Consider the following 23084-nt stretch of genomic DNA (forward strand, 5'->3'; position numbering starts at 1 on the left):
GTAAATCGTAAAATCGTAAATCATATGACTGCTCAAAGTAATATAACCCCCGAAAGTATCGTTGCCGATCTGCGTTATCTGCAACTGCTTTCACGTAGTTTCCCTACCATTGCCGCTGCCAGTACAGAGATTATCAATCTTGAAGCCATCCTGAATCTTCCGAAAGGGACCGAACATTTTCTGACCGATATACATGGCGAGTATGAAGCTTTTCAGCATGTATTGAAAAATGCTTCGGGAGCGGTGAAGCGGAAAGTGAACGAAATATTCGGCCATACTCTCCGTGAGATCGAGAAGAAAGAACTCTGTACGCTTATTTATTATCCGGAAGAGAAACTCCAATTGATTAAGGCAACCGAAACCGATATTGACGATTGGTACCTGATCACTCTCAATCAGCTGGTAAAGGTCTGCCAGAACGTATCATCCAAATATACCCGTTCGAAGGTTCGCAAATCATTGCCGGCCGAGTTCTCCTATATCATCCAGGAGCTACTTCACGAATCGACCATCGAGCCCAATAAACATGCTTATATCAATGTGATTATCAGTACCATTATTTCCACTCGCCGCGCTGACGACTTTATCATTGCCATGTGTAATCTGATACAGCGTCTTACGATCGATTCACTCCATATCGTGGGCGATATCTACGATCGTGGTCCGGGTGCCCATATCATAATGGATACTTTGTGTGATTATCACAATTTCGATATCCAATGGGGAAATCACGATATCCTCTGGATGGGTGCAGCATCGGGTAATGAAGCTTGTATGGCCAACGTGATCCGTCTCTCGATGCGTTACGGCAATCTGGGGACATTGGAAGATGGGTATGGCATCAATCTTTTGCCTCTTGCCACTTTTGCGATGGATACTTATGCGGATGATCCCTGTACCATCTTTGCACCTAAGACCAACTTTGCCGATTCTACTTATAACGAGAAGACCTTGAGGCTGATAACCCAGATGCATAAAGCTATTACCATCATTCAGTTTAAGCTGGAGGCAAACATTATTAATCGTCGTCCGGAGTTCGGAATGGGTGGTCGCAAGTTGCTTGAGAAAATCGACTTTGAACGGGGAGTATTTGTCTATGAAGGCAAAGAATATCCGTTGCGCGATACCAACTTCCCTACGGTAGATCCTGCAGATCCTTATCGTCTGACTGATGAAGAGCAGGAATTGATAGAAAAGATACATTACTCGTTTATGAACAGCGAGAAACTCAAAAAACACATGCGTTGCCTCTTTACCTATGGAGGTATGTATCTGGTGTGCAATTCCAATTTGCTTTATCATGCCTCTGTGCCTCTCAACGAGGATGGAAGTTTCAAGCACGTGAATATCTGCGGTAAAGAGTATTGGGGGAAGAACTTGCTGGACAAGATAGACCAATTGATTCGTACGGCTTATTTTGATGAAGATGATGAAGAAGAGAAACGCTTTGCCATGGATTACATCTGGTATCTGTGGTGCGGACCGGATGCCCCTTCGTTCGACAAAGACAAGATGGCTACGTTCGAACGTTATTTCATTGCGGATAAGAGCCTGCATAAAGAGACGAAAGGATATTATTATGCTTTGCGTAACAAAGAAGAAATCTGTGACCGGATTCTTGAAGAATTCGGAGTGACAGGGCAGCATACTCATATCATCAACGGTCATGTGCCGGTAAAGACCATTAAAGGCGAGCAGCCGATGAAAGCCGGTGGAAAATTGTTGGTCATCGACGGTGGTTTTTCGAAAGCTTATCAGCCGGAGACCGGTATTGCCGGATATACGCTGGTATATCATTCACATGGTTTGCAGTTGGTGCAGCATGACCCTTTCCAGTCTACACAGAAAGCCATCGAAGAGGGACAGGACATTAAGTCGACTACCTTCGTCATCGAGTTCAATTCACAACGAATGATGGTGAAAGATACCGATAAGGGAAAAGAGCTCGTAACGCAAATTCTGGATTTAAAGAAGTTGTTGGTAGCATACCGGATCGGTTTGATAAAGGAGAAGGTCTGATCAGGTTCACCACAGAATAACACAGCGTCTCACAGAGGAATAATTTTAATATAAACTCTGTGAGACGCTGTGTCGTTTGGCTGTGAATCAATTAGAACAGAACCACTCCTGCTTCCGCAATCACGCCTTTGTCGTAGGTCCTGGCTTTGTTATAGTAACGGCTGCCACCGTATCCGCCTGTGACGAACAAACCGAATTTATTTGTAAACCGATACTCCAGGTTGAGGCGTGCCTGCAAGGCATAAAGACGTGCCGGAATGCCTTCCACCTTTTTATTCCGGAAAGTTTCGATGTGCTGATAGCCTAAATCACCGCTTACAAACAAGTTTCTGTAGAGTGGAAGTTCAAGGCCTGCCCGATAGAATAATGCCGCAGAAAATTTATCGTCAAAATCAAGATAGTGTGTGCCTCCACCGAGGATAGTGTAGAAGAGTTTATTCTTGAAACGTGCACCTACATTGATTTTGGTACTGTTTCCTCCGAATACCATTAACTGTACCTTGGTCTGCGGGTTGGCATTGACCAGTCCCAGCTGAAGTCCTTTCATATCCTCCTTATGATAGTTGAACAGTCCGATCTGCAAACCTTTTGCCTTAGAGGCAAAATTGAACAGTCCCAATTGCACTCCGTTCATTTGTCCCCCGGTTACATTGGCAAGTCCGGAAAGTTGCAGTCCGTTCATTTCTTCTCCTACCACGTTGAGCAATCCCGACATCATAGGTCCGTCATATTCCTCACCGGTTACGTTGGCAAGGCCTGCCAATTGTACACCTGCGGCTTTATCTCCTGTGATATTCATGATACCACTCATCATCAGTCCGCGCATATTGTCTCCGGCAATGTTGCTTAAACCCGTAATCAGTACACCCTTTGCTTTGTTTCCGGTGATGTTGACAAGTCCCGAAACAGACAATCCTGCCAGATTGTTGCCGTTTACGTTACTGATACCTCCAATCTGCACTCCATGCATGCTTCCTCCCGCAAGGTTGGCCAATCCGGAAATCTGCACACCGTTCATATTGTTCTGTACCATACTTCCGAAGGCATTGAAGCCTACACCGTGCAACTTATGCATTGCCGAGAAAAGCCCCAGGTTGACATATGTAGTCTGTGTACTGTCAAGTGGTTGCGTACATGCTTTTTTCCATAAAGAAAGATTGATTCCCCCACTTTTGTTTCCGCCTTTATTCTGTGCAGGCAGACAGACTGCAGCCGAAAGAAGAGCTGCTACAAGAATTATTTTCTTCATAAGCTAAATTTTTAGAACGCAAATTACGCAGATTTGCACGGATTATCCTATTAAAATCTATGCAAATCTGCGTAATCGATGTTTTTTTAAGAAAGATAGAGACTGCTTTTATCCTTTTGCCTCTTGATATAAGAAGCGTTTGATACTCTTCTTCGGAGTCTTTTCAAACTCTTCCGGATAGATTTTCATTTTCGAAATCTGGCTGTAGGCAGGAAGCATTTCGTTCAAGGTAATCCGGTTTTCTTCCATCACCCGTTCCATGTCTTCATTTTTCAGACCATGCGCAAAGGCTTCGTCAAAATCCGGATAAACCAGTCCCACCAGTTTGTCATTCTGCTGTACGATAATACTTTCGGCCACGTACGGCAGATTGTTCAGCTTATCTTCTATTTCTTCCGGATAGATATTTTGTCCGCTGGCACTCAATAACATATTCTTGCTGCGTCCCTTAATTGTGATGTTGCCTTCAGCATCTTCTAGGGCAAGGTCACCGGTATGTAACCATCCGTCTTTATCGATCACCTGGGCGGTAGCCTCTTCATTCTTATAGTAGCCTAACATTACGTTCGGACCTTTGCAGACAATTTCGCCTACTACGTTTTCCGGATCGGGTGAAAGGACTTTCACTTCCATGTTGAGTGCTGCTTTTCCACATGATCCCGGTTTGAAGCGTTTCCAGTCTTCATAACAAATGATAGGACCGCACTCGGTCATACCATAGCCCACTGTATAAGGGAAGTCGATCATTCTCAGGAATTGTTCCACCTCCTGGTTGAAGGCGGCTCCACCTACAATGACAGCTTCAAAGTTGCCGCCAAAGCCTTTTATCATCTCTTCGCGTACCGTTGCTTTAATCTTATCATTGATAATCGGCACTTTAAGCAGCAGCTTCATGGTAGGAGTCTCCAACTTCGGAAGTACGCTCTTCTTGATGATCTTTTCAATAATCAGCGGAACAGCCACGATCAGATTGGGTTTCACATCGGCAAACGCCTGGAAGATAATCTTCGGGCTCGGCATGCGGGTGAGGAAGTAAATCTGGCAACCTACCGCAAATTCATACAGGAACTCGAAAGCCAGTCCGTACATGTGTGCCATCGGCAGCATGGATACGATCTTATCACCTGCTTTCAGTGGAAGGACCTCGAAAGCGAAAGCCGTATTCGACCATAGGCTGCGATAGGGGAGCATTACACCTTTTGAATAGCTGGTGGTTCCCGAGGTATAGTTGATAACAGCCAATTCTTCAGGCTGATCCTTATGATATTCGATATGTTCCTTACGGAAATTTTTGGGGAATTTCTTGCCGAACATTTCGTTGAGGTGTTCACGTGCGTGAGTCAGTCGTTCACTACGTGATACCAGTAACGTAAAATCGTTCATCATCAGGATACCTTCAAGCAACGGCATGGCAGACTCATTGAGGTTTTCCCAGACCACGTCTCCTACAAACAGGAGTTTGGCCTCCGAGTGATTGACGATGTTGTGTACGTTATCAGCTTTGAATTCGTGTAAGATGGGGACGATAACCGCTCCATAAGTGAGAGTCGCGAGGAAAGTAACTCCCCAATGGGAACTATTTCTTCCGCAAACGGCTATTTTGTCTCCTTTGCGGATTCCGCTTTCTTCAAAGATGATGTGGAGCTTTTCTATTTTGCGGGCTACGTCTTTATACTGTAGGGTGGCACCTTTATAATCTGTCAGGGCGTCCAGATCCCAATTATTCTTAATACTATTTTCAATGTAAGCTATAAAACTTTGTTCCATTGTTTTTTGCACATTTGATGATAAATTGTGCAAATATAGCTATTTAATTGAGATTTGAAAGCTTGGAAGCTATTTAAATTTTTCTTTTGCAGGTTTCACTGTATTCACTACAGGGTACACGGAGGACATAGAAGTTCTGTTTTCTTTTCTATTTTATCACTCTGTATCCTCCTATGCCCTCTGTGGTGAATGATTATCCCAGATACCACTCGTACATTCTCTGTACCCCCTCTTCAATATCGATCTTATGATGCCATCCGAGGTTGTGCAATTTCGACGGATCGGTAAGTTTTCGCATGGTTCCGTCCGGTTTACTGCTGTCAAAAGTCAGTTTACCCTGATAGCCGACTGTATTTACAATCAGTCCGGCTAGTTCGCGGATTGTAATTTCTTTGCCGGTACCTATATTGATGTGGCAGTTGCGGATGTCTTTTGCACCGGCTTTGTAGGTATCCTTGAAGTCCACATGTTCCATTACGAAGACACTGGCATCTGCCATTTCTTCACTCCAAAGAAATTCCCTTAGAGGCATTCCTGTTCCCCAAAGTGTCACCTCCGTTTCAGTAATGCCGTATTTCCGGAGAATCCGGAGGATTTCTTCGTTGGAGTTGGCACCACTGATGCCTTCTACCGGACGCAGGTTCATATCTTTACGCACGGCCTCCCAATCTCCTTTTTTCAAGCAGTGTGCCAAGTGAATTTTACGGATCATGGCAGGCAGCACATGACTGCGTTCCAAGTCAAAGTTATCGTTCGGCCCATACAGGTTGGTCGGCATCACGGCGATGTAGTTCGTTCCATATTGCAGGTTGAAGCTTTCGCACATTTTCAGTCCGGCTATTTTGGCTATGGCATAAGGTTCATTGGTATATTCCAGTGGAGAAGTGAGCAAGACGTCCTCTTTCATCGGCTGTTCGGCATCCCGCGGATAGATGCAGGTACTGCCCAGAAAGAGTAGTTTTTTCACCTGATGGCGGAAACTTTCTCCGATCACGTTCTGCTGTATCTGTAAGTTCTTATAGATAAAGTCCGCACGGTAGATACTATTGGCCATGATCCCTCCGACAAAAGCGGCAGCCAAAAACACGTACTCCGGCATTTCCTCATCAAAAAACTGCTTTACGGCCGCACCGTCCAATAAGTCCAGTTCCTTATGTGTGCGTCCCACCAGATTCGTATACCCCTTTTCCTGCAGGTTTTTCCATATAGCCGAACCCACCAGTCCGTGGTGTCCGGCTACATAAATTTTTGCGTTTTTATCCATTCTGTCAATCATGTTTAGTCGCAATCATTCTTTTCACTTTGGCCATATCGTGGCGTACCATGATTTTTACCAGTTCCGGGAATGGTGTTTTGCATGGATTCCATCCCAATACGGTTCTGGCTTTGGTCGGGTTACCGAGCAATTGTTCCACTTCGGCAGGGCGGAAGTATTTCGGGTCGACCTCTACCAGTACTTTGCCGGTGGCTGTGTCGATTCCTTTCTCATTAACGCCTTCGCCTTCCCAACGCAGGTTGATGCCTATTTCGGCAAATGCCAGTGTACAGAATTCGCGGACGGTATGCATTTCGCCGGTAGCGATTACGAAATCTTCGGGTACGTCATGTTGCAGGATCAGCCACATACATTCTACATAATCTTTGGCATAGCCCCAGTCACGCTTGGCATCCAGGTTACCCAAATATAATTTATCCTGTTCGCCTTGTGCGATGCGTGCTGCTGCCAGCGTGATCTTACGGGTTACGAAAGTCTCGCCACGGCGTTCACTCTCGTGATTGAATAAGATACCGTTTACGGCAAACATTCCGTAACTTTCACGATAGTTCTTGGTGATCCAGAAACCGTATTGCTTGGCTACTCCATACGGAGAACGCGGATAGAACGGAGTCGTTTCGCTTTGCGGCACTTCCTGTACTTTTCCGTAGAGTTCGGAAGTGGAAGCCTGGTAGATGCGTGTCTGTTTTTCCAGTCCCAGGATGCGGACAGCTTCAAGCATACGCAATGTACCGAGTGCATCCGCCTCGGCGGTATATTCCGGTACGTCGAACGATACTTTTACGTGGCTTTGTGCCGCCAGGTTGTATATTTCGTCGGGTTGTACTTGCTGGATGATGCGGATCAGTGAACTTGAGTCGGTCATATCTCCGTAGTGCAGGTTGACTGTACGTTTCTGTTTCATATCGCGCACCCATTCATCAAAGTACAAGTGTTCGATCCGGCCTGTATTGAAAGAAGATGAACGGCGCAGGATGCCGTGTACTTCGTAACCTTTCTGAAGAAGAAACTCGGCGAGGAATGAACCATCCTGTCCGGTAATACCTGAAATAAGAGCTTTTTTCATGTCTATTGTTTTGAGTTTATAATCTTTTTGACGATGCAATATTCGGTATTTTCATAAGAACGGGCAATCTATCTGCTGAATTATTTTCTTTTTTCAACGGAAAAAACTTATCTTTGCTGTAATTTATTAAAATAGAAATGAATATTATGCTTTTTAATATTAAAATATCTATTCTATTTTATATAATGAATTTTATTTTAAATAAATTCGTATATGAATGATATATTTGATGAATTGGTATCATCCAACTATTGGAATGGAAAACTTCCGAAAGTGGAATTTGCCCGTAAAAGTTACACAAACCGTATATTCGGGTATGTAGGTAACCGCCTTGTAAAGGTCCTGACCGGACAGAGAGGGGTAGGTAAAGGATGCCTGTTGCGGCAGATCATCTATCAGTTGATTGCCGATGGTGTTTCATCACGGAACATTCTATATATAAGTAAGAAGTTCACAGATTCGGGCGTACTTTCCGGATATCGTGATCTGGACGACTTGCTTTTTATCTATCGTGAGAAAATCCATCCGGTAGGTAAAGTCTATATTTTTATTGAAGAAATACAAAAAGTGGAGGGCTGGGAACATTTTGTCCATTCCCATTCACAGGACTTTGTAGATACTTGCGAGCTGTTTATCAGTGGTTCCAACCAGGATATGCTTTCGGGTGAAGCCGAGAAGCTTTTGGCCAGACATTACGTCAGTTTTGAGATATTTCCCTTTAGCTTTTCCGAGCACAGGATATTGGAGAGGGTAGAGGCTACCGGCAAAAATTACGCGGAATATATGGATAAGGGGGCACTACCCATTCTTTTCAATCTTCCGGATGCGGAGGCCGGATGGAAAGCCATTTCCGCTCTCCGCGATACGATTCTGTTTCGTGATATCATCCGTCGATATCGGATTAAGGATGCTCGCCTGCTCGAAGATGTGTTCGTCTATTTGTGCACCCATCTCGCTGAGTTGATTACCATCGGTCAGTTGGTCAGTCACTTTGCTGCCCAGAACCGGAAGACGAGTTATGATACGGTCGCCAATTATATCTGTTATCTGGAAGACACCTCTCTGATTCATCGCGTGGAACGTTATCAGATCCGCAGCAAAGAGATTCTTCTGGGTAGCTGCAAATACTATATTAACGATTGGGCATTCATGCGCCATCTGTATCCTTTTTTTGCCGGTTCCCGAAAATCCTGCTTTGAGAACCAAGTTTATTTGGAACTGCGGCGTGCCGGATATACCGTTTTTGTAGGTGTGCTTCGAGGAGGCAAACTGGTCGATTTTGTTGGCAGGAAAAAAGATCGCATTGTGTATTTGCAATGTGCACCTCTACTCAATGATGATTTTCAAGTGGAGCAAATGTACAACACGCTGGAGATGATACAAGACAATTATGAAAAGTGGGTCGTTTCTATGGACGATACCACATTGCCCTCCAAAGAAGGGATTCGTCACATACAAGTCTGGCAACTGCCTGAAATACTATAGTCTGACAATCTTTTTTGATTGCTTTGATGTCCGGATGATGCCGTTTACGAAGTTAACATCTTGTTGTTTACGAAGTTAATATCATAATTTTACGAAGTTAAAATCGTATCTTCGGGAAGTTAACTTCCTGAAGTCACGATTTTAACTTCGTATTAGTGCTTTTTGAATCGCTTTTCAACCCCTTGAGAATCAGTGCTCGTTTCCGGAGGAAAACAGCTGCGTTCTTTAATTGATTGCAAGCAAACAGCATTTTCCAGAATATAAAATGTACTGTTTGTCAGAAAAGTTCTTTTTTAGGTTCCGCTTCTTTTCTTTGCCCGGTTCAACGCTGCGATCATGTATTTTCCTTTTGCTCCGATGTTACTCCAGTTCGTGCTGCAAATCAGTTTCCATACAGGGGTTCCTTTTCTCCCGTAATCCGACAGTCGCAGGATTGCTTCGATCTCTTTTTCGTCTGTTATTCCGAATCGTTCCAGGTTTCCCATTAATCCCACGTAGTTGTGTGTCATTGTATTAAATGCGTATCCGGGCATACTGACCGGCGTAGCATTGACTTCCTCTTCCTTCCCCCTTGGGGGAGCTGAGGGGGGAAATTCTCTACTTTGCTTTACTTTACTTTGTTCGGTATTGCATGCATTTTTTGCATCAGAGCCTGCATCCTGCTCTACATTTTGCGTGCAGACAGTCTTTTCTTCATTACATGTCTCTTTCGGTTTTATCAGTAGATAAGGCATGGCTGTCCAGTTCCTCTTTCTTCGCTTGGTTGCCTCTATCCATACTTTTTGTATTGCTTCAGAGGTCAGTACTTTATGTTCCGCATAGCTTCCCCTGTCTATCATTCCTTTCTCGATCATTATCTCGATAATCCCCTGCACCTCTTCTGCGTCTGCCTCTTTTCCCGTCTTGTTGGCGAAAATAAGGCATTGTTCCTCACCCCACGGAATATAATATCCTTCTTTATATATCTTGCATAGGAGTTTCAGTACAATCGCGAGTCCTTTCATGCCATATTTTGCTTCTATTACCTCCATTGCGTTCTCTTCCATAAAATTCACAGCTATCGGAAAGTAATTTATTCCATCGTATGTTGTTGCCATAATTGTTAAGTTGTTATGTTGCTGATTAATTGGTCACTGAAAGATTCTCCTATACGATCGCTCTCCATTCCATGAAATTCTCTATTTTGAAGGTCATCCACCTTTGTTGCTCCACATCCCGGTAGACCACTGTGTTTTTTATTTCCATCGGATCATACTGCTTTCCGAAATCTTTTTCGTATCCCACCAATGTTCCTTTCACCAGTTTGAATGTTCCGTCCTGTTTCATATAAGCTACGGCTGCATGTCCATATTGCATATATTCTATGAGGGCTTCCAGTCGTTCTGCCATCCATTCGGAACACTGTTCAGTGTAGTCCTTTTCGAGCATGATTTGTCTTTTCCATTTTCCTTTCATCATTTCGTTTTTCGATACTGCTTTCCTGTTCTTTTTCATAATTGATTTTTTTAAGTTTATTAATGAGTTATTGTCGGGCTTTTATTTTTACCCATGGCAAAGTACGGTAATAAGTTTTGAATAGACTAATCCTGTAAAAGTACTTTAGAAAGGGGCTTTTACAGGATTTTAACAATCGGTTATTCGCTTTCATCTCGCTTTTTCCGGAATGCTCTGGCATATTTTTTCAGCTCTGATAGAAAAGAACGTTTATTGGGCTCTGTAGCAATGCCTTTGCGCTGATATTCAAAGGTGAGATATTCTTTTATTGTTTCTTGTAGTTCTTCAATGGGTCTGTTTTCCATGCTGTTGATTCCGCCTTTGATAAAGCTTTCGGTAAGTGCCTCCATTAGCTTTCCTTTGCCTTTTGTGATGCGTAGTGGTTCTCTAACCTTTTGATTGAGGCTGAATTGCAAGTCGGCTTTACCCGCAAAGATTACTTTTCCATTTACTTCGATGGTTACTAAGTTATCATTCAATGAGATAACTACTTTTTTTCTTCCATAATGTTAGTTATTAAATGAATTTATGAAAGGACAAAGTTTGTATAAAAAAATATAAATATAAAAGAATACCGGAGTTTTTTTAGCTTAAAGGGAGAATCTTGAACTGTAAGGATCTTGTTATTAGTTATTTATCTTAAGATATAGGTGTTGTTTCAAAAAACGTTCGTTTGATTTAACAAAGGTAAGGAGTCTGTTTTAATGTACAAAATATTTAGTGGATAAAATTTTATCAAAGATTTTATATTGTTGATTTTCAAACACATATAGAGCAAAAAAAGTTCTCTGCTCAGCAACTTTACAATATTCATTTTTTCATCGAAAAAAACTCAAAAAATGCTGTTTCAAAAGACGAACGTTTTTTGAAACACATTCGTTCGTTCTCAACTTCTAAAAATGTTTCGTAAAATTTGACGGTTTGAAAGAGAAAAGATGTCTCGTTCAAACCGCGAAGCGCACCCGAAACAAAGGAAAATTTCCCCAAGTATAAATCGTAAATGTCTGAACAACAGAAGTATTGGTTTGCCGCCCGTACACGAGATAAACAAGAGTTTGCTATTCGTGACTCTCTTGAAAAATTGAAGACTGAACTTGATCTCAATTACTATCTTCCCACTCAGTTTGTCATCCGGCAGTTGAAATATCGTCGAAAACGGGTGGAAGTCCCTGTTATTAAGAATCTTATCTTCATCCAAGCTACCAAGCAAGATGCTTGTGATATTTCTAATAAATACAATATCCAGCTTTTTTATATGAAAGACCTGCTTACCAGGGCTATGCTGATAGTTCCTGATAAACAGATGCAGGACTTCATATTTGTCATGGATTTAGATCCGAATGGCGTCAGTTTCGATAATGACCATTTATCTGTCGGTAGCAGGGTTCAGGTAGTTAAAGGTGATTTCTGTGGTGTCGAGGGCGAACTTGCCAGCGAGGCCAACAAAACTTATGTTGTTATTCGTATTGCCGGTGTATTGAGCGCCAGCGTCAAAGTTCCCAAAAGTTATTTACGTGTCATTTAAGTTATGAATACACTCACTTCTCAAATTGAACAATTACAGAGTCTCGCGCACGAGTTACTCTATTTAGGTGTGGATGGTGCTCCTATTTATACCGATCATTTCCGTCAGTTGAACAAAGAAGTTTTAGAACAATCCGATGCGTTGTATCCTCAGCGTGGTGCTACTCCCGAAGAGGAAGCAAACATCTGTCTGGCATTATTGATGGGTTACAATGCAACCATCTATAATCAGGGTGACAAGGAGGAGAAAAAGCAAGTTGTTCTCAATCGTTGTTGGGACGTGCTTGACCAACTTCCTGCTACTTTATTGAAATGCCAGTTGTTGACTTATTGTTATGGTGAGGTGTTTGAAGAGGAGTTGGCGAAAGAGGCGCATTTAATTATTAGTGGCTGGGACCATAGCAGGCTTTCAAATGATGAAAAAGAGGTATTTGAGAGTTTGAAGATTTTAGAAGAGAATCCATATCCATATTTCGAACTTTAATAAATTATTTATATATCTAAAAATGACGGTTGTTTTTATTTGTTAAATTTGAAACTTTAGAAATTGAGTAAAAAGCGGGAAAATAGGAAAGTCATAAAATGGAATTTAATCTTTTATAGTTTGAATTTTATTTATACTATGATGGTCGGAATAATATTGGTACCTATATATCTAGTTTATATTCCCAAAGATTTATATGGATATTGGTTGGCTACAGGGAATATCTTAACAATAATAAGTTTGCTTGATCCTGGGATAGGAGGTGTTGTTACTCAGAAAGTTTCATATTATTATGGTAAGATGGATTGTCGTTCTGTTGGTTGTTATAGTTTTAATGGAGTTCTATTGAGTGTAATAATCGCTTTATTAGTTTTTATTGTAGGTATATTATTAAGTGAAAAAATAAGTTTGTTTTTGAATGTTCCATATGAATATCAGGAGGAGTTGATAAATGCATTTAATTATACATTAACAGGTACTTCTTTAATGATAATCTATTATTCTATTGGTGCAATTGCTTATGGAATGTTAAGTAGTAAATGTATCGGATTTATCAATTTGTTTGCAAATATATCAGGCTTAATTCTTACTGTTGTTTTTTTTAGATTAGAATATGGTCTTTTGTCTATAGGTTATGCTTCTTTGATAAGATCAATAATTTATATATTAGGAAGTATTTTATATATAACTTATCGTTTCGTTAATGAGAAAATTGGTTTTTCATTTGATCTTTTGTTAATGAAGGACTTTTTTAAGTTGTCATTTTATAATTTCTTTGGAAGTTTGGGGCAGAATCTATTGTCAAATATGAATTCTTTTATTTGTACGAAGTATATTTCCCCAATAGCCTCAGCTAATTTGAGGTTTTCTCAAACTGTACCAGATATGGGAAAAACTGTTGCTTTAAGAATTGTGTCTTCATTTGCTCCTTCTATCAGTAATTTGTATGGCGCTAATCAAAAGAAACAGCTTAAAACAATGATCTTTTTACTAACTCAAATATTGGTTTGGTTGTTGGGATTAGTTTTTGTTGGTTTTCTTTTTTTGAATGAATCATTTATATTGATATGGATTGGCGCTAATAATTATTGTGGAGGAATTTCTAATTTTCTTATAATCGTTTTGTTGATGTTATCTACTGTTAATAAAACAATCTCTCTAATTATATTTAATTTGGGTGATATTAAGATCAATAATTTAGTGCTGTTTTTTCAGGCTGTATTGTATTTTGCATTGATTATTCCAATAGCTTTATATTTTAAGATAAATGGTATTTTATTATTGTCAATTGGAATCGAATTCTTAGCATTTTACTTTTATTATGGGAGAAAAATTATAAATATTTTTGATTGTAAAGATGATGTGAAAAAGATATATCAAAATATCTTTCAAACAATACTTGTATGTGCTTTTGTGTATATTGTGTTGTTAGTGATTGATTATTTTCCAACTAATTGGATAAGCTTTTTGATGATAGTCCTCTTTATTTCATTATTTTATACATTATGTCTATGTTTAATATCAGTGGCTTTTAGACAAGCATGCTTTAAATTTATTTTGCGTTTTAGATGAAAAAAGTTATTTTTTCGGGAGGTCTTGGAAATCAAATGTTTCAATATGCATTTTATCTGTTTTTAAAAAAGAAAGGAATAAAGGCTGTTATTGATAATAGCCTTTATAGTGAATTTAAAATGCATAATGGATTTGAACTGATTAAAGTTTTTGATATCAAAGAATCTATTTATAGAACTTATTTTTTGAAAGTACATTTGATTTTTATAAAGTTATTGATGAAGATACCTCCTGTAAGGAAATTAAGTTGTAAAGATGATGTTATACCAATCGGTGATCATGAATTTGATCCTCCTTATGCACGTTTTTATTTGGGCTATTGGCAGTCTAAAAAGATTGTAAATTATGTGATCGAGGAATTACGCGCACAATTCATATTTCGAAATATTCCTCAAATGACTATTGAAAAAGGAGATTTTTTGAGTTCAATAAATTCGGTTTCTATTCATATTCGTAGAGGAGATTATATGGGCATACCAGCGTATCAAGGGATATGTAATGAAATTTATTATGAAAGAGCTATTTCTTTTATGAAAGAACATTTTCTTAACCCTAGATTTTATGTTTTTTCAAATGATAGTATATGGGCAAAGCTATTTTTGGAGAAGTTCGATATTGATATGGAAATTATCGTTACTCCTCCTATATATAGCTATTGGGATATGTATTTGATGTCTAGATGTAGAAATCATATAATAGCTAATAGTACCTTTAGCTGGTGGGCAGCTGTTTTGAATATAAATAAAGATAAAATAGTTATTTCTCCAACAATATTCAAAAAAGATGAATGTATTGATATAATTTTTGATGATTGGGTGAAAATTTCAAATATTTAATTTAATATGAAGATATTGGTTACAGGAGGAGCTGGCTTCATAGGCTCCCATTTATGTGATTTATTAGTTTGCAATGACAATCAAGTAGTGGCTTTAGATAATTTGTCACGTGGTAGAAAAGAAAATATTATGCATCTTGTAGATGATGGCCATTTTTCTTTTATTCAAGAAGATCTATTAAATAGATCTAGTTTACGCCAAATTTTTATCCAAGAGGACTTTGATATGGTTTATCATTTGGCTGCTAATTCTGATATCCAAAAGGGAAGTCAAGATCCTACTGTTGATTATGACCTTACTTTTAATACTACTTTTAACGTTCTGCAATGTATGAAGGAGTTTAAGGTGAAAAAATTCTTTTTTGCTTCAACTTCTGCTATTTATGGAGAAACAAGTGATTGGCTAAAGGAAAATTATGGACCTTTATTACCTGTGTCAAATTATGGTGCTGCCAAATTAGCTAGTGAGGCTTTTATATCCGCTTTTAGTTCTATGTATAATATTCAGACATGGATTGCTAGATTTCCTAATGTGGTGGGTGAACGTTTTACACATGGGGTGATTTATGACTTTATTCATAAATTACAAAAAAATCCTAATGTACTTACTGTTTTGGGCGATGGTGAGCAAATTAAACCTTATCTCTATGTCAAAGATCTTATTGGTGGTATTTTATTTATCTGTAAAAATTCTCATGAAGAAATTAATATTTTTAATTTGGGGTCTACAACAAGAACTAAGGTAAAGGAAATTGCCCAGATGGTCATCGATGAAATGGGGCTTAGTGCAAGTATAGAGTATACAGGAGGAACTCGCGGTTGGATAGGAGATGTACCTGAATTTAGATATGATTTAACGAAGATAAATACTCTTGGATGGAGTGCGACTTATAACTCTAATGATTCGGTTCGAATAGCCATTCAAAAAGCTTTAGGAAAATGAAAGTTGTAATAATTGCGGGTGGTAAAGGAACTAGGATTGCTTCACTTAATAGTGAAATTCCTAAAGCTATGATTCCTATAAATGGTAAACCTGTTTTAGAATATCAGATTGAATTAGCTAAACGATATGGACATACTGATATTTTTCTGGTAATAGGGTATTTGGGAGATAAAATCCGTTCCTATTTTGGAAATGGAGAATCTTTTGGAGTGCAGATTAAATATTTTGAGGAGCATTCTCCTTTGGGTACTGCTGGTGCTTTGGCGGAATTGAGGAATGTCTTGACAGAGGATTTTTTTCTATTTTATGGAGATACTGTAATGGATGTTGCATTAGATAAGATGTATGCTTTTCATACAATACAGCAGGCTGATGCGACTTTATTCCTGCATCCTAATGATCATCCTTATGATTCTGATTTGGTTGAAATAGATAAGAAAGGAGTGATTATAGGTTTTCATTCCAAACCGCATCCTAAGAATTTTTTATATCGTAATCTTGTCAATGCAGCCTTGTACATTCTATCTCCTCGTTTACTACTCCATATTCCTCAGGGAATTAAGTCTGATTTTGGGAAAGATATATTTCCAAAAGTACTTACAGAAAATTTAAGATTGATTGGATATGTTTCTTCTGAGTATATAAAAGATATGGGTACTCCTGAGCGATATAAGAAAGTATGTAATGATGTATTGACAGGTAAAGTAGCTAGATTAAATAAAAAATATGCTCAAGCTGCTGTTTTTCTGGATCGAGATGGAGTCCTTGTAAAAGAAGTAGACTTACTCTGTAAGCCTGAGCAATTAGAGTTGTTAGAGGGAGCTGCTGATGCTATTCGTTATATTAATGAAAGTGGATATCTTGCTGTAGTTGTCACAAATCAGCCTGTTATAGCTAGGAATTTGTGTTCAATAGAAGAATTGGAATTTATTCATAAAAAAATGGAGACACTATTAGGATTTGAACACTCCTATTTGGATGCTATTTATTATTGTCCGCATCATCCAGATAAAGGCTTTCCTGAAGAACGTAAAGAATATAAAATAAAATGTACTTGTCGTAAACCTAATCCAGGTATGTTGTTACAAGCTGCACAAGATCTAAATATTAACCTTAAGAAATCCTATATGATTGGAGATCGTGACAGTGATATTATAGCTGGGCAAAATGCGGGAGTGAGTGCCTCTATATTGATTGAACGTAATAAACCTTTTGCCCTTCTCAATGCTCTTCGCAATTTTATTAAATAATTTATGATTATATCTCGTACCCCTTTTCGAATCTCATTTGCAGGTGGTGGATCAGATCTTTCATCTTTTTATAGTCAGCAAATGGGCGCTGTGCTTAGTACATCAATAAATAAATATGTGTATATAGCCATTCATCCTTTTTTTGATTCCCGGAAAATTCAGTTGAAATATTCAAAGACAGAGTTGGTATCATCATTTGACGAAATTCAGCATCCTATTTTTAAAGAAGTATTAAAGATGAGTGATTTAACAGGAATAGATCTGAATTCTATAGCGGATATTCCTGCTGGGACTGGATTAGGATCTAGTAGTGCATTTACAGTTGGCTTGTTGAATGCGATCTATGCTTATAAATATAAGGCAGTAGGAAATGAAATGCTTGCAAAGCTGGCTTGTGAAGTGGAGATTGAGCGATTGAAAAGTCCTATTGGTAAGCAGGATCAGTATGCTGCGGCTTGTGGTGGTTTAAATCTGATTTCATTTTATCCGGATGAAACTGTTAATGTAGAGAAAATAATAATGGATCCTCATAAAAAGCAGGAATTAGAAGATAATCTTATTATGATTTATACGGGAGGGACACGTTCTGCAAATTCAATACTAAAAGAACAAAATAGAGAAATTTTAGAGAAGGATAAATTTAATAATCAAAAGGCTATGGTAAAGTTAGCTTTTGATCTTAAGAGATCTCTTGAAGATAATAATATCGATGATTTTGGGCAGTATCTTCATGAAGGATGGTTACTTAAGAAAACTTTAACCGGCTCTATCTCTAACTCTTTTGTAGATGATATTTATGATTTAGGTCTAAAGTCAGGAGCTTTAGGTGGGAAATTACTAGGAGCTGGCGGTGGTGGTTTTATTCTATTTTACTGTCCAAAAGGTATACAGGAAAATTTCCGAAAAAAAATGTCTCAATTTACAGAAATTGATTTTAGGTTTGATAATTATGGATCAAAAATTATATATGTAGGAGATAGATAATATGGATTACAAAAATGATATAATAGTTTATTTCAACAAGCTAAAAAAAACTATTGATAATATTTCTCTTGAAGAGTTAAATGCGTTGATGAATATTTTGGTCGAAGCCAAGGATGCAGGACGAACTGTATTTATCATGGGAAATGGAGGGTCATCTGCTACAGCCTCTCATTATGTTTGTGATTTTAATAAAGGAGTTTCTTTTGAACATAATAAGAAGTTCAAATTTGTATGTTTGAATGATAATATACCTTCTCTTATGGCCTATGCAAATGATTTATCTTTTGAAGATATTTTTATTGAACAATTGAAAAATTTTTTTCAGCCTAATGATGTTGTTATAGGAATTTCGGGTTCTGGAAATTCTAAAAATGTTTTGAGAGCTATTGAATATGCAAATATCAATAGAGGGATTACAGTTGGACTGACTGGGTATGATGGAGGAATATTGAAAAAAATAGTCCAATATAGTGTACATGTCCCCGTTAATGATATGCAAATAACAGAAGATATTCATATGGTGCTAGACCATTGTATGATGAAAATATTAAGTAATAATAAGTGTTAGCAATGAATATAGCTCCATTAGTTTCTGTTATAATGCCATCTTATAACAGTAAAAAGTATATAAAGAAAGCTATTGACAGTGTATTAGAACAGACTTATTCTAATTTCGAGCTAATTATTGTAGATGGTAATTCTACTGATGGCACTTTAGATATTTTGGATGAATACAAAAAGCAAGATAGAAGAATAAAGGTTATTCAAGATGAGGGTCGTGGGATTGGAGCGGCTTTACAATTAGGCTGTCAAATTGCTTCTGGTAAGTTCATTGCTAGAATGGATTCTGATGATATTGCTATTAATACACGTTTTGAGAAGCAATTAAAGATATTCCATTCTATACCTAACCTTATTTTAGTTGCGAGCCCTGTGATTTATATAAATGAGGATGATTCTATAGTTGGTTATAGTTTTCCCTATACAAATAAGAGAATTATACAAGAGAAGGTTTATTTAATAGCTCACCCTACTGTAATGATGAAGAAAGATGCGTATGTAAAAGCTGGCGGATATCAACCTTTACTTAGAGCTGAAGACTATTTTCTTTGGAATAGAATGAGGCTAATGGGGGAGTTTTATATATTTAAAGAACCACTTATTAAATATAGATTATTGCAAGATTCTTTGTCACACACATTAGATGATAACTTTAATAAAAAATTGGGGAGGAAATTAGAGTCATATTTTATAAAACCTATTATTTCAGAAATTGATATAATTGAAATAAATGATTTTATAAGTACAAATTTACCTAAAAATAGAATCATCTCTCACATGTCATCTAAAAGGAAAATTCGGTTGTTTTCTTTCCTGAAAATTATATTTAAATTTCTACCGTTGAATATTTTTGTTGTAAAATTTGTTATTTCCATAAAAAATGTGTTTGGCTTTTTATATGTTAAATAAAAAACACTTGATGTTTATCAATTAACTACGTTCTACTAAAAACGATTTCTATATTAGTATTAGGATGTATCGTATGATTTGAACTTTTGGAAGAAATAGCTTGATGAGCAATTAATATTCCTAGGAAGGTGTCTTATATCTTTTGGAGAGTGCATTCATGGAAAGAAATGGAAGGCAAGAGGCTTGATTATAGAATAGTGCTAGTGTTGTATTGGGACTAAGAGGCATTTATTATATGAATCATTATAGAGTTGGATTTTTTATTTTGAAAAAGCTTATTTTAAAATAGTAAACTAATGATACCTAAAATTATACATTATTGTTGGCTGAGTAAGGAGAAACAATCTCCATTTATTCAAGGTTGTATTCGTTCTTGGCGAAAGATTATGCCAGATTATCAAATCATTTGTTGGGATGTAAATAGATTTGATCTTAATTTGTCACCTTTTGCTAAAGAGGCGTATGAAAAAAGAAAATGGGCTTTTGCTGCTGATTATATTAGATTATTTGCATTATATAATTATGGCGGGTTTTATTTAGATTCTGATGTGAGAGTTTTCAAACGTTTTGATGCATTTCTAAATCATGGATTTGTATCTTCAATTGATATTCAGCAAGGGTTGGAAGGTCATTTAGATTTTGGTATTCAGGCTGCAATAATGGGAGCCGAGGTACATAATCCTTTTGTTAAAGATTGTTTGTCGTATTATGAAAATCGTCACTTTATTAAAGAAGATGGATCTTTATCTATAAAACCTATTGCTCCTGATATTATTGCAATGTATGCTGATAAATATGGCCTTAAAAGGATAAACCAATTCCAGCTTTTAGAACCAAATATCGCAATTTATCCAGCGTCTGTTTTTGCAGGACATCCTATTTATTGGACTAAACAATCGGTCGCAATGCACTTCTGTAATAATAGTTGGATTCCTAAATCTAGAATTCATAAATTAACCTCATATTTATATAATAATTACAGGTTGCCAATGTTATTAAAGAAAATATATTTTAGATTGAGAAGATTTTATATAAATGTGTGACAAATTAATTTGATGTTATAAAATGTTACTTGTGTGTCGTGTAATTTAAAATTTATATATAAAAGAATTCTAAGAAGTTGTGAGGAAATTATGCTGTCAAAAATGTATCCATAGGGATTATACTAGCATTATAAACAAGAGAATTAAGATTTCGACTGCAGTATATAGCTAGCTTTTAATGAGAATTAATAAATCATTGTATCCTAAAAAATGATGTGTTGAGTATTGATAATATGTATTAAGGAATAGGACAGATATTCTATTGTTTTATTTATGGAAGATTTTTTGAGTGCTGTAGTTTTGATAGCATCTTCTACCGTTCTTATTTTTATGAACGTTTTTTTTTGGAATGTATGTAGTAAATTAGTGTTGAAAACATCTTCTAATACCTTTTTTGCTGATTTATTGTTTTCACTTTTTTGTTTACGTATTATATTATATTATGTATTGCCTACTATAACTCATTTACTTTTAAATTGGAAGAATCAAAATATAGATAGAGTTCTACCTTCAGAGATTTCAACTGTATACATGGTAGAGGTGTTTTCACATTTTATTTATTATATTACATTTTATATTCTTTGTAAAAGGAATAAGAAGGATTTATCTTTGATTATACGAGTTGATAAGACTCTAAAAAAAATTATGTTGGGGATTTTATTATTGTATGTTTGCTTTTTATTAAATAATACTCAAATAATTTCTTTGTCTTTTTGTGACTCGTTATGGATGTTTGAACCATTGATTTCTGTTATTGGATCTGTTGCTTGTTTTTTTATTGTGGCTATTGGAAGCCGTTATTGGGGTAATACACTTTTTGTTATAGCTTGTTTGGTTACGTTGGTATATTTGCTTATTGGATTTGCGAGTGGCATCAGAGGTAAATTGTTTTGGCCAGTGTTTTGGGTACTTTTTTGTGCTTATAGTTTGAATCGTTCTAATTTAAAGAGAATGTTATTGATTTCTGTGATTTTACTGGGAGCGCTAGGACTTTTTCAAGGTGGAATGACATTTATCCGAAGTAATAAGAGCCTCGATATAATAGAAATCATACAGTCAATAAATAATTCAAAAAATGATGGGGAAAGAAGCTTATTAGATGAAATTGATTTTAGATTTGGTGCACTAACTCATTATAGTACAGGTTTCTATCGGATGGTTGATCGTGGCTATATGGCAGGTTGGAATCCTATATTGAATTCTTTATATTCACCAATTCCAAGAAGTTTAATGGAAGATAAACCAGTTCCATGTAGTGTAGATGGTGATTTGTATTCTATGGGAATGTATAAAACTCAAGCTGAAATAACGCATATAGATACTAATATGGTTGAATTCTCAACTGCAGCCCATGCATATTGGGAACTTCATATTTTTGGACTTATTTTATTCAGTATTATTCCTGCTATATATGTTTTTTTATCAATAAAATTATTTCGTCAGTTTGCTTTATTAGCCCCGTGCTTTTTAATGGTAGTTTTTAAACCATGGGGATATAATGATCCTAAAATCTGGGTTTCGGAAATTTTTTTGCAATTATCTCAAGTGATAATTCCTACTTTGTTTATTCTTTTGTTTTATTCTTCTATAAGAAAAAGAACTTGTAAATAATGTTGTTAATTGATGCTGTTTACATTAATAATAGCGGTGGATTAGAATTGCTATTTACTTTAATCTCAAAACTTGAAAGTTTGGACATTGATGTTCATTATTTATTAGATAGTCGTTGTGAAAAAACATTGTATAGTAAGATAGTTAGAGGAAGATATTCATTTTCTGATCCATCTATGATACAACGGTTTGCTTTTTATCTTCATCATAGAAACACCTTTAGTAAGATATTGTGTTTTGGAAATGTTCCACCACCAATAAAAGTAAATGCAATAGTTTATACTTATTTTCATAATATTAATTTATTGAATATTCCTTTTAAACATTTATCTAAAAAAGAAGGTGTTATAACTAAGTTAAAGCAAATAATTATTCGATTATGTAGTGTGAATACTGATTATTGGTTGGTTCAAACAATAAATATGCAAAAAAATATGCAATGTATGTTTGATAAACCATTGACAAAGATATTCCTCTATCCTTTTTGGCAAAGTTACGGCACTTCTATTAATGAAGCATTCTGTCGAAGAGATTATGTATATGTAGCCAATTATACTCCTACTAAGCAGCATTTTTTACTGATAAAAGTATGGGAGAAGTTACATGAATTAGGCTTCAATTTAACTTTGCACTTAACTTTATCAAATTATCCAATTGATTTAGAACAAGAACTAGAAAAGGCTCTAAAAAATGGAGTGAAGATTATTAATCATGGATCATTGGAAAAAAGTAATATTCAAAAGTTATATAATTGTTCTAAAGCTACAATATATCCGTCATTAAATGAGAGTTTTGGACTTGGAATCATAGAGGCTTTAACTGCAGGATGTGATGTGATTGGTCCAGATTTACCTTACATACATTCTGTTTGTATACCTTCTGTTGTTTTTAGTTCATTTGAAGTAGATAATGTCGTTAATGCTATTATTGATTATGAACGTGGATGTGGACAAAAATCTCAATTGACAATAACTAATAATTTATCAGGTTTAGTAGATTTATTAATTTAAAC

At 36.8% G+C, this 23084-nt stretch carries 21 protein-coding genes; 14 read left to right on the top strand and 7 right to left on the bottom strand.

What is annotated here, in order from left to right; genetic code table 11:
- The first annotated feature begins 24 nt into the window (after positions 1–24).
- Positions 25–2019, top strand: a complete 1995-nt coding sequence (locus BSHG_RS09015) for a fructose-1,6-bisphosphatase (RefSeq protein WP_005794862.1) — start codon at positions 25–27, stop codon at positions 2017–2019.
- A 91-nt stretch (positions 2020–2110) separates the two neighbouring features.
- Here the strand turns inward: BSHG_RS09015 and BSHG_RS09010 are convergent, their stop codons facing one another.
- The 4 genes from BSHG_RS09010 to gmd form a co-directional block, all read right to left on the bottom strand.
- A complete protein-coding gene (locus BSHG_RS09010) occupies positions 2111–3268 on the bottom strand; it encodes an LA_2272 family surface repeat-containing protein (protein WP_008659586.1) in 1158 nt (385 codons plus the stop codon).
- 108 nt (positions 3269–3376) lie between these two features.
- Positions 3377–5035, bottom strand: coding sequence for an AMP-binding protein (locus tag BSHG_RS09005; protein ID WP_008659587.1), 1659 nt, complete (start codon positions 5033–5035; stop codon positions 3377–3379).
- Positions 5036–5228: 193 nt separating this feature from the next.
- The gene (locus BSHG_RS09000; RefSeq protein ID WP_008659588.1) at positions 5229–6299 is read right to left on the bottom strand and encodes a GDP-L-fucose synthase family protein; all 1071 of its coding nucleotides are present in this window, start codon (positions 6297–6299) and stop codon (positions 5229–5231) included.
- Positions 6300–6303: 4 nt separating this feature from the next.
- Complete coding sequence (gene gmd / locus BSHG_RS08995; RefSeq protein ID WP_005786803.1) at positions 6304–7377, bottom strand: GDP-mannose 4,6-dehydratase; 1074 nt, start codon at positions 7375–7377, stop codon at positions 6304–6306.
- A 213-nt stretch (positions 7378–7590) separates the two neighbouring features.
- On the opposite strand from gmd, the gene BSHG_RS08990 reads away from it, so the two are divergent.
- The gene (locus BSHG_RS08990) at positions 7591–8862 is read left to right on the top strand and encodes an ATP-binding protein (protein ID WP_008659589.1); all 1272 of its coding nucleotides are present in this window, start codon (positions 7591–7593) and stop codon (positions 8860–8862) included.
- A gap of 293 nt (positions 8863–9155) precedes the next feature.
- Here the strand turns inward: BSHG_RS08990 and BSHG_RS08985 are convergent, their stop codons facing one another.
- From BSHG_RS08985 to BSHG_RS08975, 3 genes are all read right to left on the bottom strand, one after another.
- Positions 9156–9959 (bottom strand): DUF4373 domain-containing protein, encoded by an 804-nt coding sequence (locus BSHG_RS08985; protein ID WP_005794855.1) that lies wholly within the window; start codon positions 9957–9959, stop codon positions 9156–9158.
- Positions 9960–10008: 49 nt separating this feature from the next.
- Positions 10009–10356, bottom strand: a complete 348-nt coding sequence (locus BSHG_RS08980) for an SH3 beta-barrel fold-containing protein (protein WP_005786809.1) — start codon at positions 10354–10356, stop codon at positions 10009–10011.
- A gap of 140 nt (positions 10357–10496) precedes the next feature.
- Positions 10497–10835, bottom strand: coding sequence for a hypothetical protein (locus BSHG_RS08975; protein WP_005786811.1), 339 nt, complete (start codon positions 10833–10835; stop codon positions 10497–10499).
- 521 nt (positions 10836–11356) lie between these two features.
- Between BSHG_RS08975 and upbY the strand changes: the two genes are divergently transcribed.
- From upbY to BSHG_RS08920, 12 genes are all read left to right on the top strand, one after another.
- Positions 11357–11881, top strand: a complete 525-nt coding sequence (gene upbY, locus BSHG_RS08970) for a capsular polysaccharide transcription antiterminator UpbY (RefSeq protein ID WP_005786813.1) — start codon at positions 11357–11359, stop codon at positions 11879–11881.
- Positions 11882–11884: 3 nt separating this feature from the next.
- The gene (locus BSHG_RS08965) at positions 11885–12364 is read left to right on the top strand and encodes a UpxZ family transcription anti-terminator antagonist (protein WP_008659596.1); all 480 of its coding nucleotides are present in this window, start codon (positions 11885–11887) and stop codon (positions 12362–12364) included.
- A gap of 138 nt (positions 12365–12502) precedes the next feature.
- Positions 12503–13936 carry a hypothetical protein gene (locus tag BSHG_RS08960; RefSeq protein ID WP_008659598.1) on the top strand — a complete coding sequence of 478 codons (1434 nt, stop codon included), beginning with the start codon at positions 12503–12505 and terminating at the stop codon, positions 13934–13936.
- On the top strand, positions 13933–14772 hold the full coding sequence (locus BSHG_RS08955; RefSeq protein ID WP_008659600.1) for an alpha-1,2-fucosyltransferase: 840 nt from the start codon (positions 13933–13935) through the stop codon (positions 14770–14772). The genes BSHG_RS08960 and BSHG_RS08955 overlap by 4 nt, the downstream gene beginning before the upstream one ends.
- A 6-nt stretch (positions 14773–14778) precedes the next feature.
- A complete protein-coding gene (locus BSHG_RS08950; protein WP_008659601.1) occupies positions 14779–15714 on the top strand; it encodes an NAD-dependent epimerase/dehydratase family protein in 936 nt (311 codons plus the stop codon).
- Complete coding sequence (locus tag BSHG_RS08945) at positions 15711–16964, top strand: HAD-IIIA family hydrolase (protein ID WP_008659603.1); 1254 nt, start codon at positions 15711–15713, stop codon at positions 16962–16964. Before BSHG_RS08950 ends, BSHG_RS08945 begins: the two co-directional genes overlap by 4 nt.
- A 3-nt stretch (positions 16965–16967) precedes the next feature.
- Positions 16968–17948, top strand: a complete 981-nt coding sequence (locus BSHG_RS08940) for a GHMP kinase (protein ID WP_008659606.1) — start codon at positions 16968–16970, stop codon at positions 17946–17948.
- Position 17949: 1 nt separating this feature from the next.
- On the top strand, positions 17950–18516 hold the full coding sequence (locus BSHG_RS08935; protein WP_008659608.1) for an SIS domain-containing protein: 567 nt from the start codon (positions 17950–17952) through the stop codon (positions 18514–18516).
- Between the two features lie 2 nt (positions 18517–18518).
- Positions 18519–19418: a glycosyltransferase gene (locus BSHG_RS0220390; protein WP_008659610.1), complete on the top strand. Its 900-nt coding sequence runs from the start codon at positions 18519–18521 to the stop codon at positions 19416–19418.
- Between the two features lie 296 nt (positions 19419–19714).
- Entirely contained in the window at positions 19715–20461 is a 747-nt protein-coding gene (locus BSHG_RS08930) for a glycosyltransferase family 32 protein (protein WP_008659612.1), read from the top strand.
- A 273-nt stretch (positions 20462–20734) separates the two neighbouring features.
- Entirely contained in the window at positions 20735–22072 is a 1338-nt protein-coding gene (locus BSHG_RS08925) for a hypothetical protein (RefSeq protein ID WP_008659614.1), read from the top strand.
- On the top strand, positions 22072–23082 hold the full coding sequence (locus BSHG_RS08920) for a glycosyltransferase (protein ID WP_008659616.1): 1011 nt from the start codon (positions 22072–22074) through the stop codon (positions 23080–23082). Before BSHG_RS08925 ends, BSHG_RS08920 begins: the two co-directional genes overlap by 1 nt.
- Positions 23083–23084: the final 2 nt, after the last annotated feature.

Origin of the sequence: Bacteroides sp. 3_2_5 (assembly GCF_000159855.2) — a bacterium.
GTDB classification, from domain to species: domain Bacteria; phylum Bacteroidota; class Bacteroidia; order Bacteroidales; family Bacteroidaceae; genus Bacteroides; species Bacteroides fragilis.

Excerpts from the sequence above, each read along its gene's own strand:
- BSHG_RS08990 (WP_008659589.1), top strand. The coding sequence starts at position 7,591 with ATGAATGATATATTTGATGAATTGGTATCATCCAACTATTGGAATGGA.
- BSHG_RS0220390 (WP_008659610.1), top strand. The coding sequence starts at position 18,519 with ATGAATATAGCTCCATTAGTTTCTGTTATAATGCCATCTTATAACAGT.
- BSHG_RS08950 (WP_008659601.1), top strand. The coding sequence starts at position 14,779 with ATGAAGATATTGGTTACAGGAGGAGCTGGCTTCATAGGCTCCCATTTA.
- upbY (WP_005786813.1), top strand. The coding sequence starts at position 11,357 with ATGTCTGAACAACAGAAGTATTGGTTTGCCGCCCGTACACGAGATAAA.
- BSHG_RS08945 (WP_008659603.1), top strand. The coding sequence starts at position 15,711 with ATGAAAGTTGTAATAATTGCGGGTGGTAAAGGAACTAGGATTGCTTCA.
- BSHG_RS08965 (WP_008659596.1), top strand. The coding sequence starts at position 11,885 with ATGAATACACTCACTTCTCAAATTGAACAATTACAGAGTCTCGCGCAC.
- BSHG_RS08940 (WP_008659606.1), top strand. The coding sequence starts at position 16,968 with ATGATTATATCTCGTACCCCTTTTCGAATCTCATTTGCAGGTGGTGGA.
- BSHG_RS08930 (WP_008659612.1), top strand. The coding sequence starts at position 19,715 with ATGATACCTAAAATTATACATTATTGTTGGCTGAGTAAGGAGAAACAA.
- BSHG_RS08925 (WP_008659614.1), top strand. The coding sequence starts at position 20,735 with ATGGAAGATTTTTTGAGTGCTGTAGTTTTGATAGCATCTTCTACCGTT.
- BSHG_RS08985 (WP_005794855.1), bottom strand. The coding sequence starts at position 9,959 with ATGGCAACAACATACGATGGAATAAATTACTTTCCGATAGCTGTGAAT.
- BSHG_RS08955 (WP_008659600.1), top strand. The coding sequence starts at position 13,933 with ATGAAAAAAGTTATTTTTTCGGGAGGTCTTGGAAATCAAATGTTTCAA.
- BSHG_RS09010 (WP_008659586.1), bottom strand. The coding sequence starts at position 3,268 with ATGAAGAAAATAATTCTTGTAGCAGCTCTTCTTTCGGCTGCAGTCTGT.
- BSHG_RS08920 (WP_008659616.1), top strand. The coding sequence starts at position 22,072 with ATGTTGTTAATTGATGCTGTTTACATTAATAATAGCGGTGGATTAGAA.
- BSHG_RS09015 (WP_005794862.1), top strand. The coding sequence starts at position 25 with ATGACTGCTCAAAGTAATATAACCCCCGAAAGTATCGTTGCCGATCTG.
- BSHG_RS09005 (WP_008659587.1), bottom strand. The coding sequence starts at position 5,035 with ATGGAACAAAGTTTTATAGCTTACATTGAAAATAGTATTAAGAATAAT.
- BSHG_RS09000 (WP_008659588.1), bottom strand. The coding sequence starts at position 6,299 with ATGGATAAAAACGCAAAAATTTATGTAGCCGGACACCACGGACTGGTG.
- BSHG_RS08935 (WP_008659608.1), top strand. The coding sequence starts at position 17,950 with ATGGATTACAAAAATGATATAATAGTTTATTTCAACAAGCTAAAAAAA.
- BSHG_RS08960 (WP_008659598.1), top strand. The coding sequence starts at position 12,503 with ATGATGGTCGGAATAATATTGGTACCTATATATCTAGTTTATATTCCC.
- BSHG_RS08980 (WP_005786809.1), bottom strand. The coding sequence starts at position 10,356 with ATGAAAAAGAACAGGAAAGCAGTATCGAAAAACGAAATGATGAAAGGA.
- gmd (WP_005786803.1), bottom strand. The coding sequence starts at position 7,377 with ATGAAAAAAGCTCTTATTTCAGGTATTACCGGACAGGATGGTTCATTC.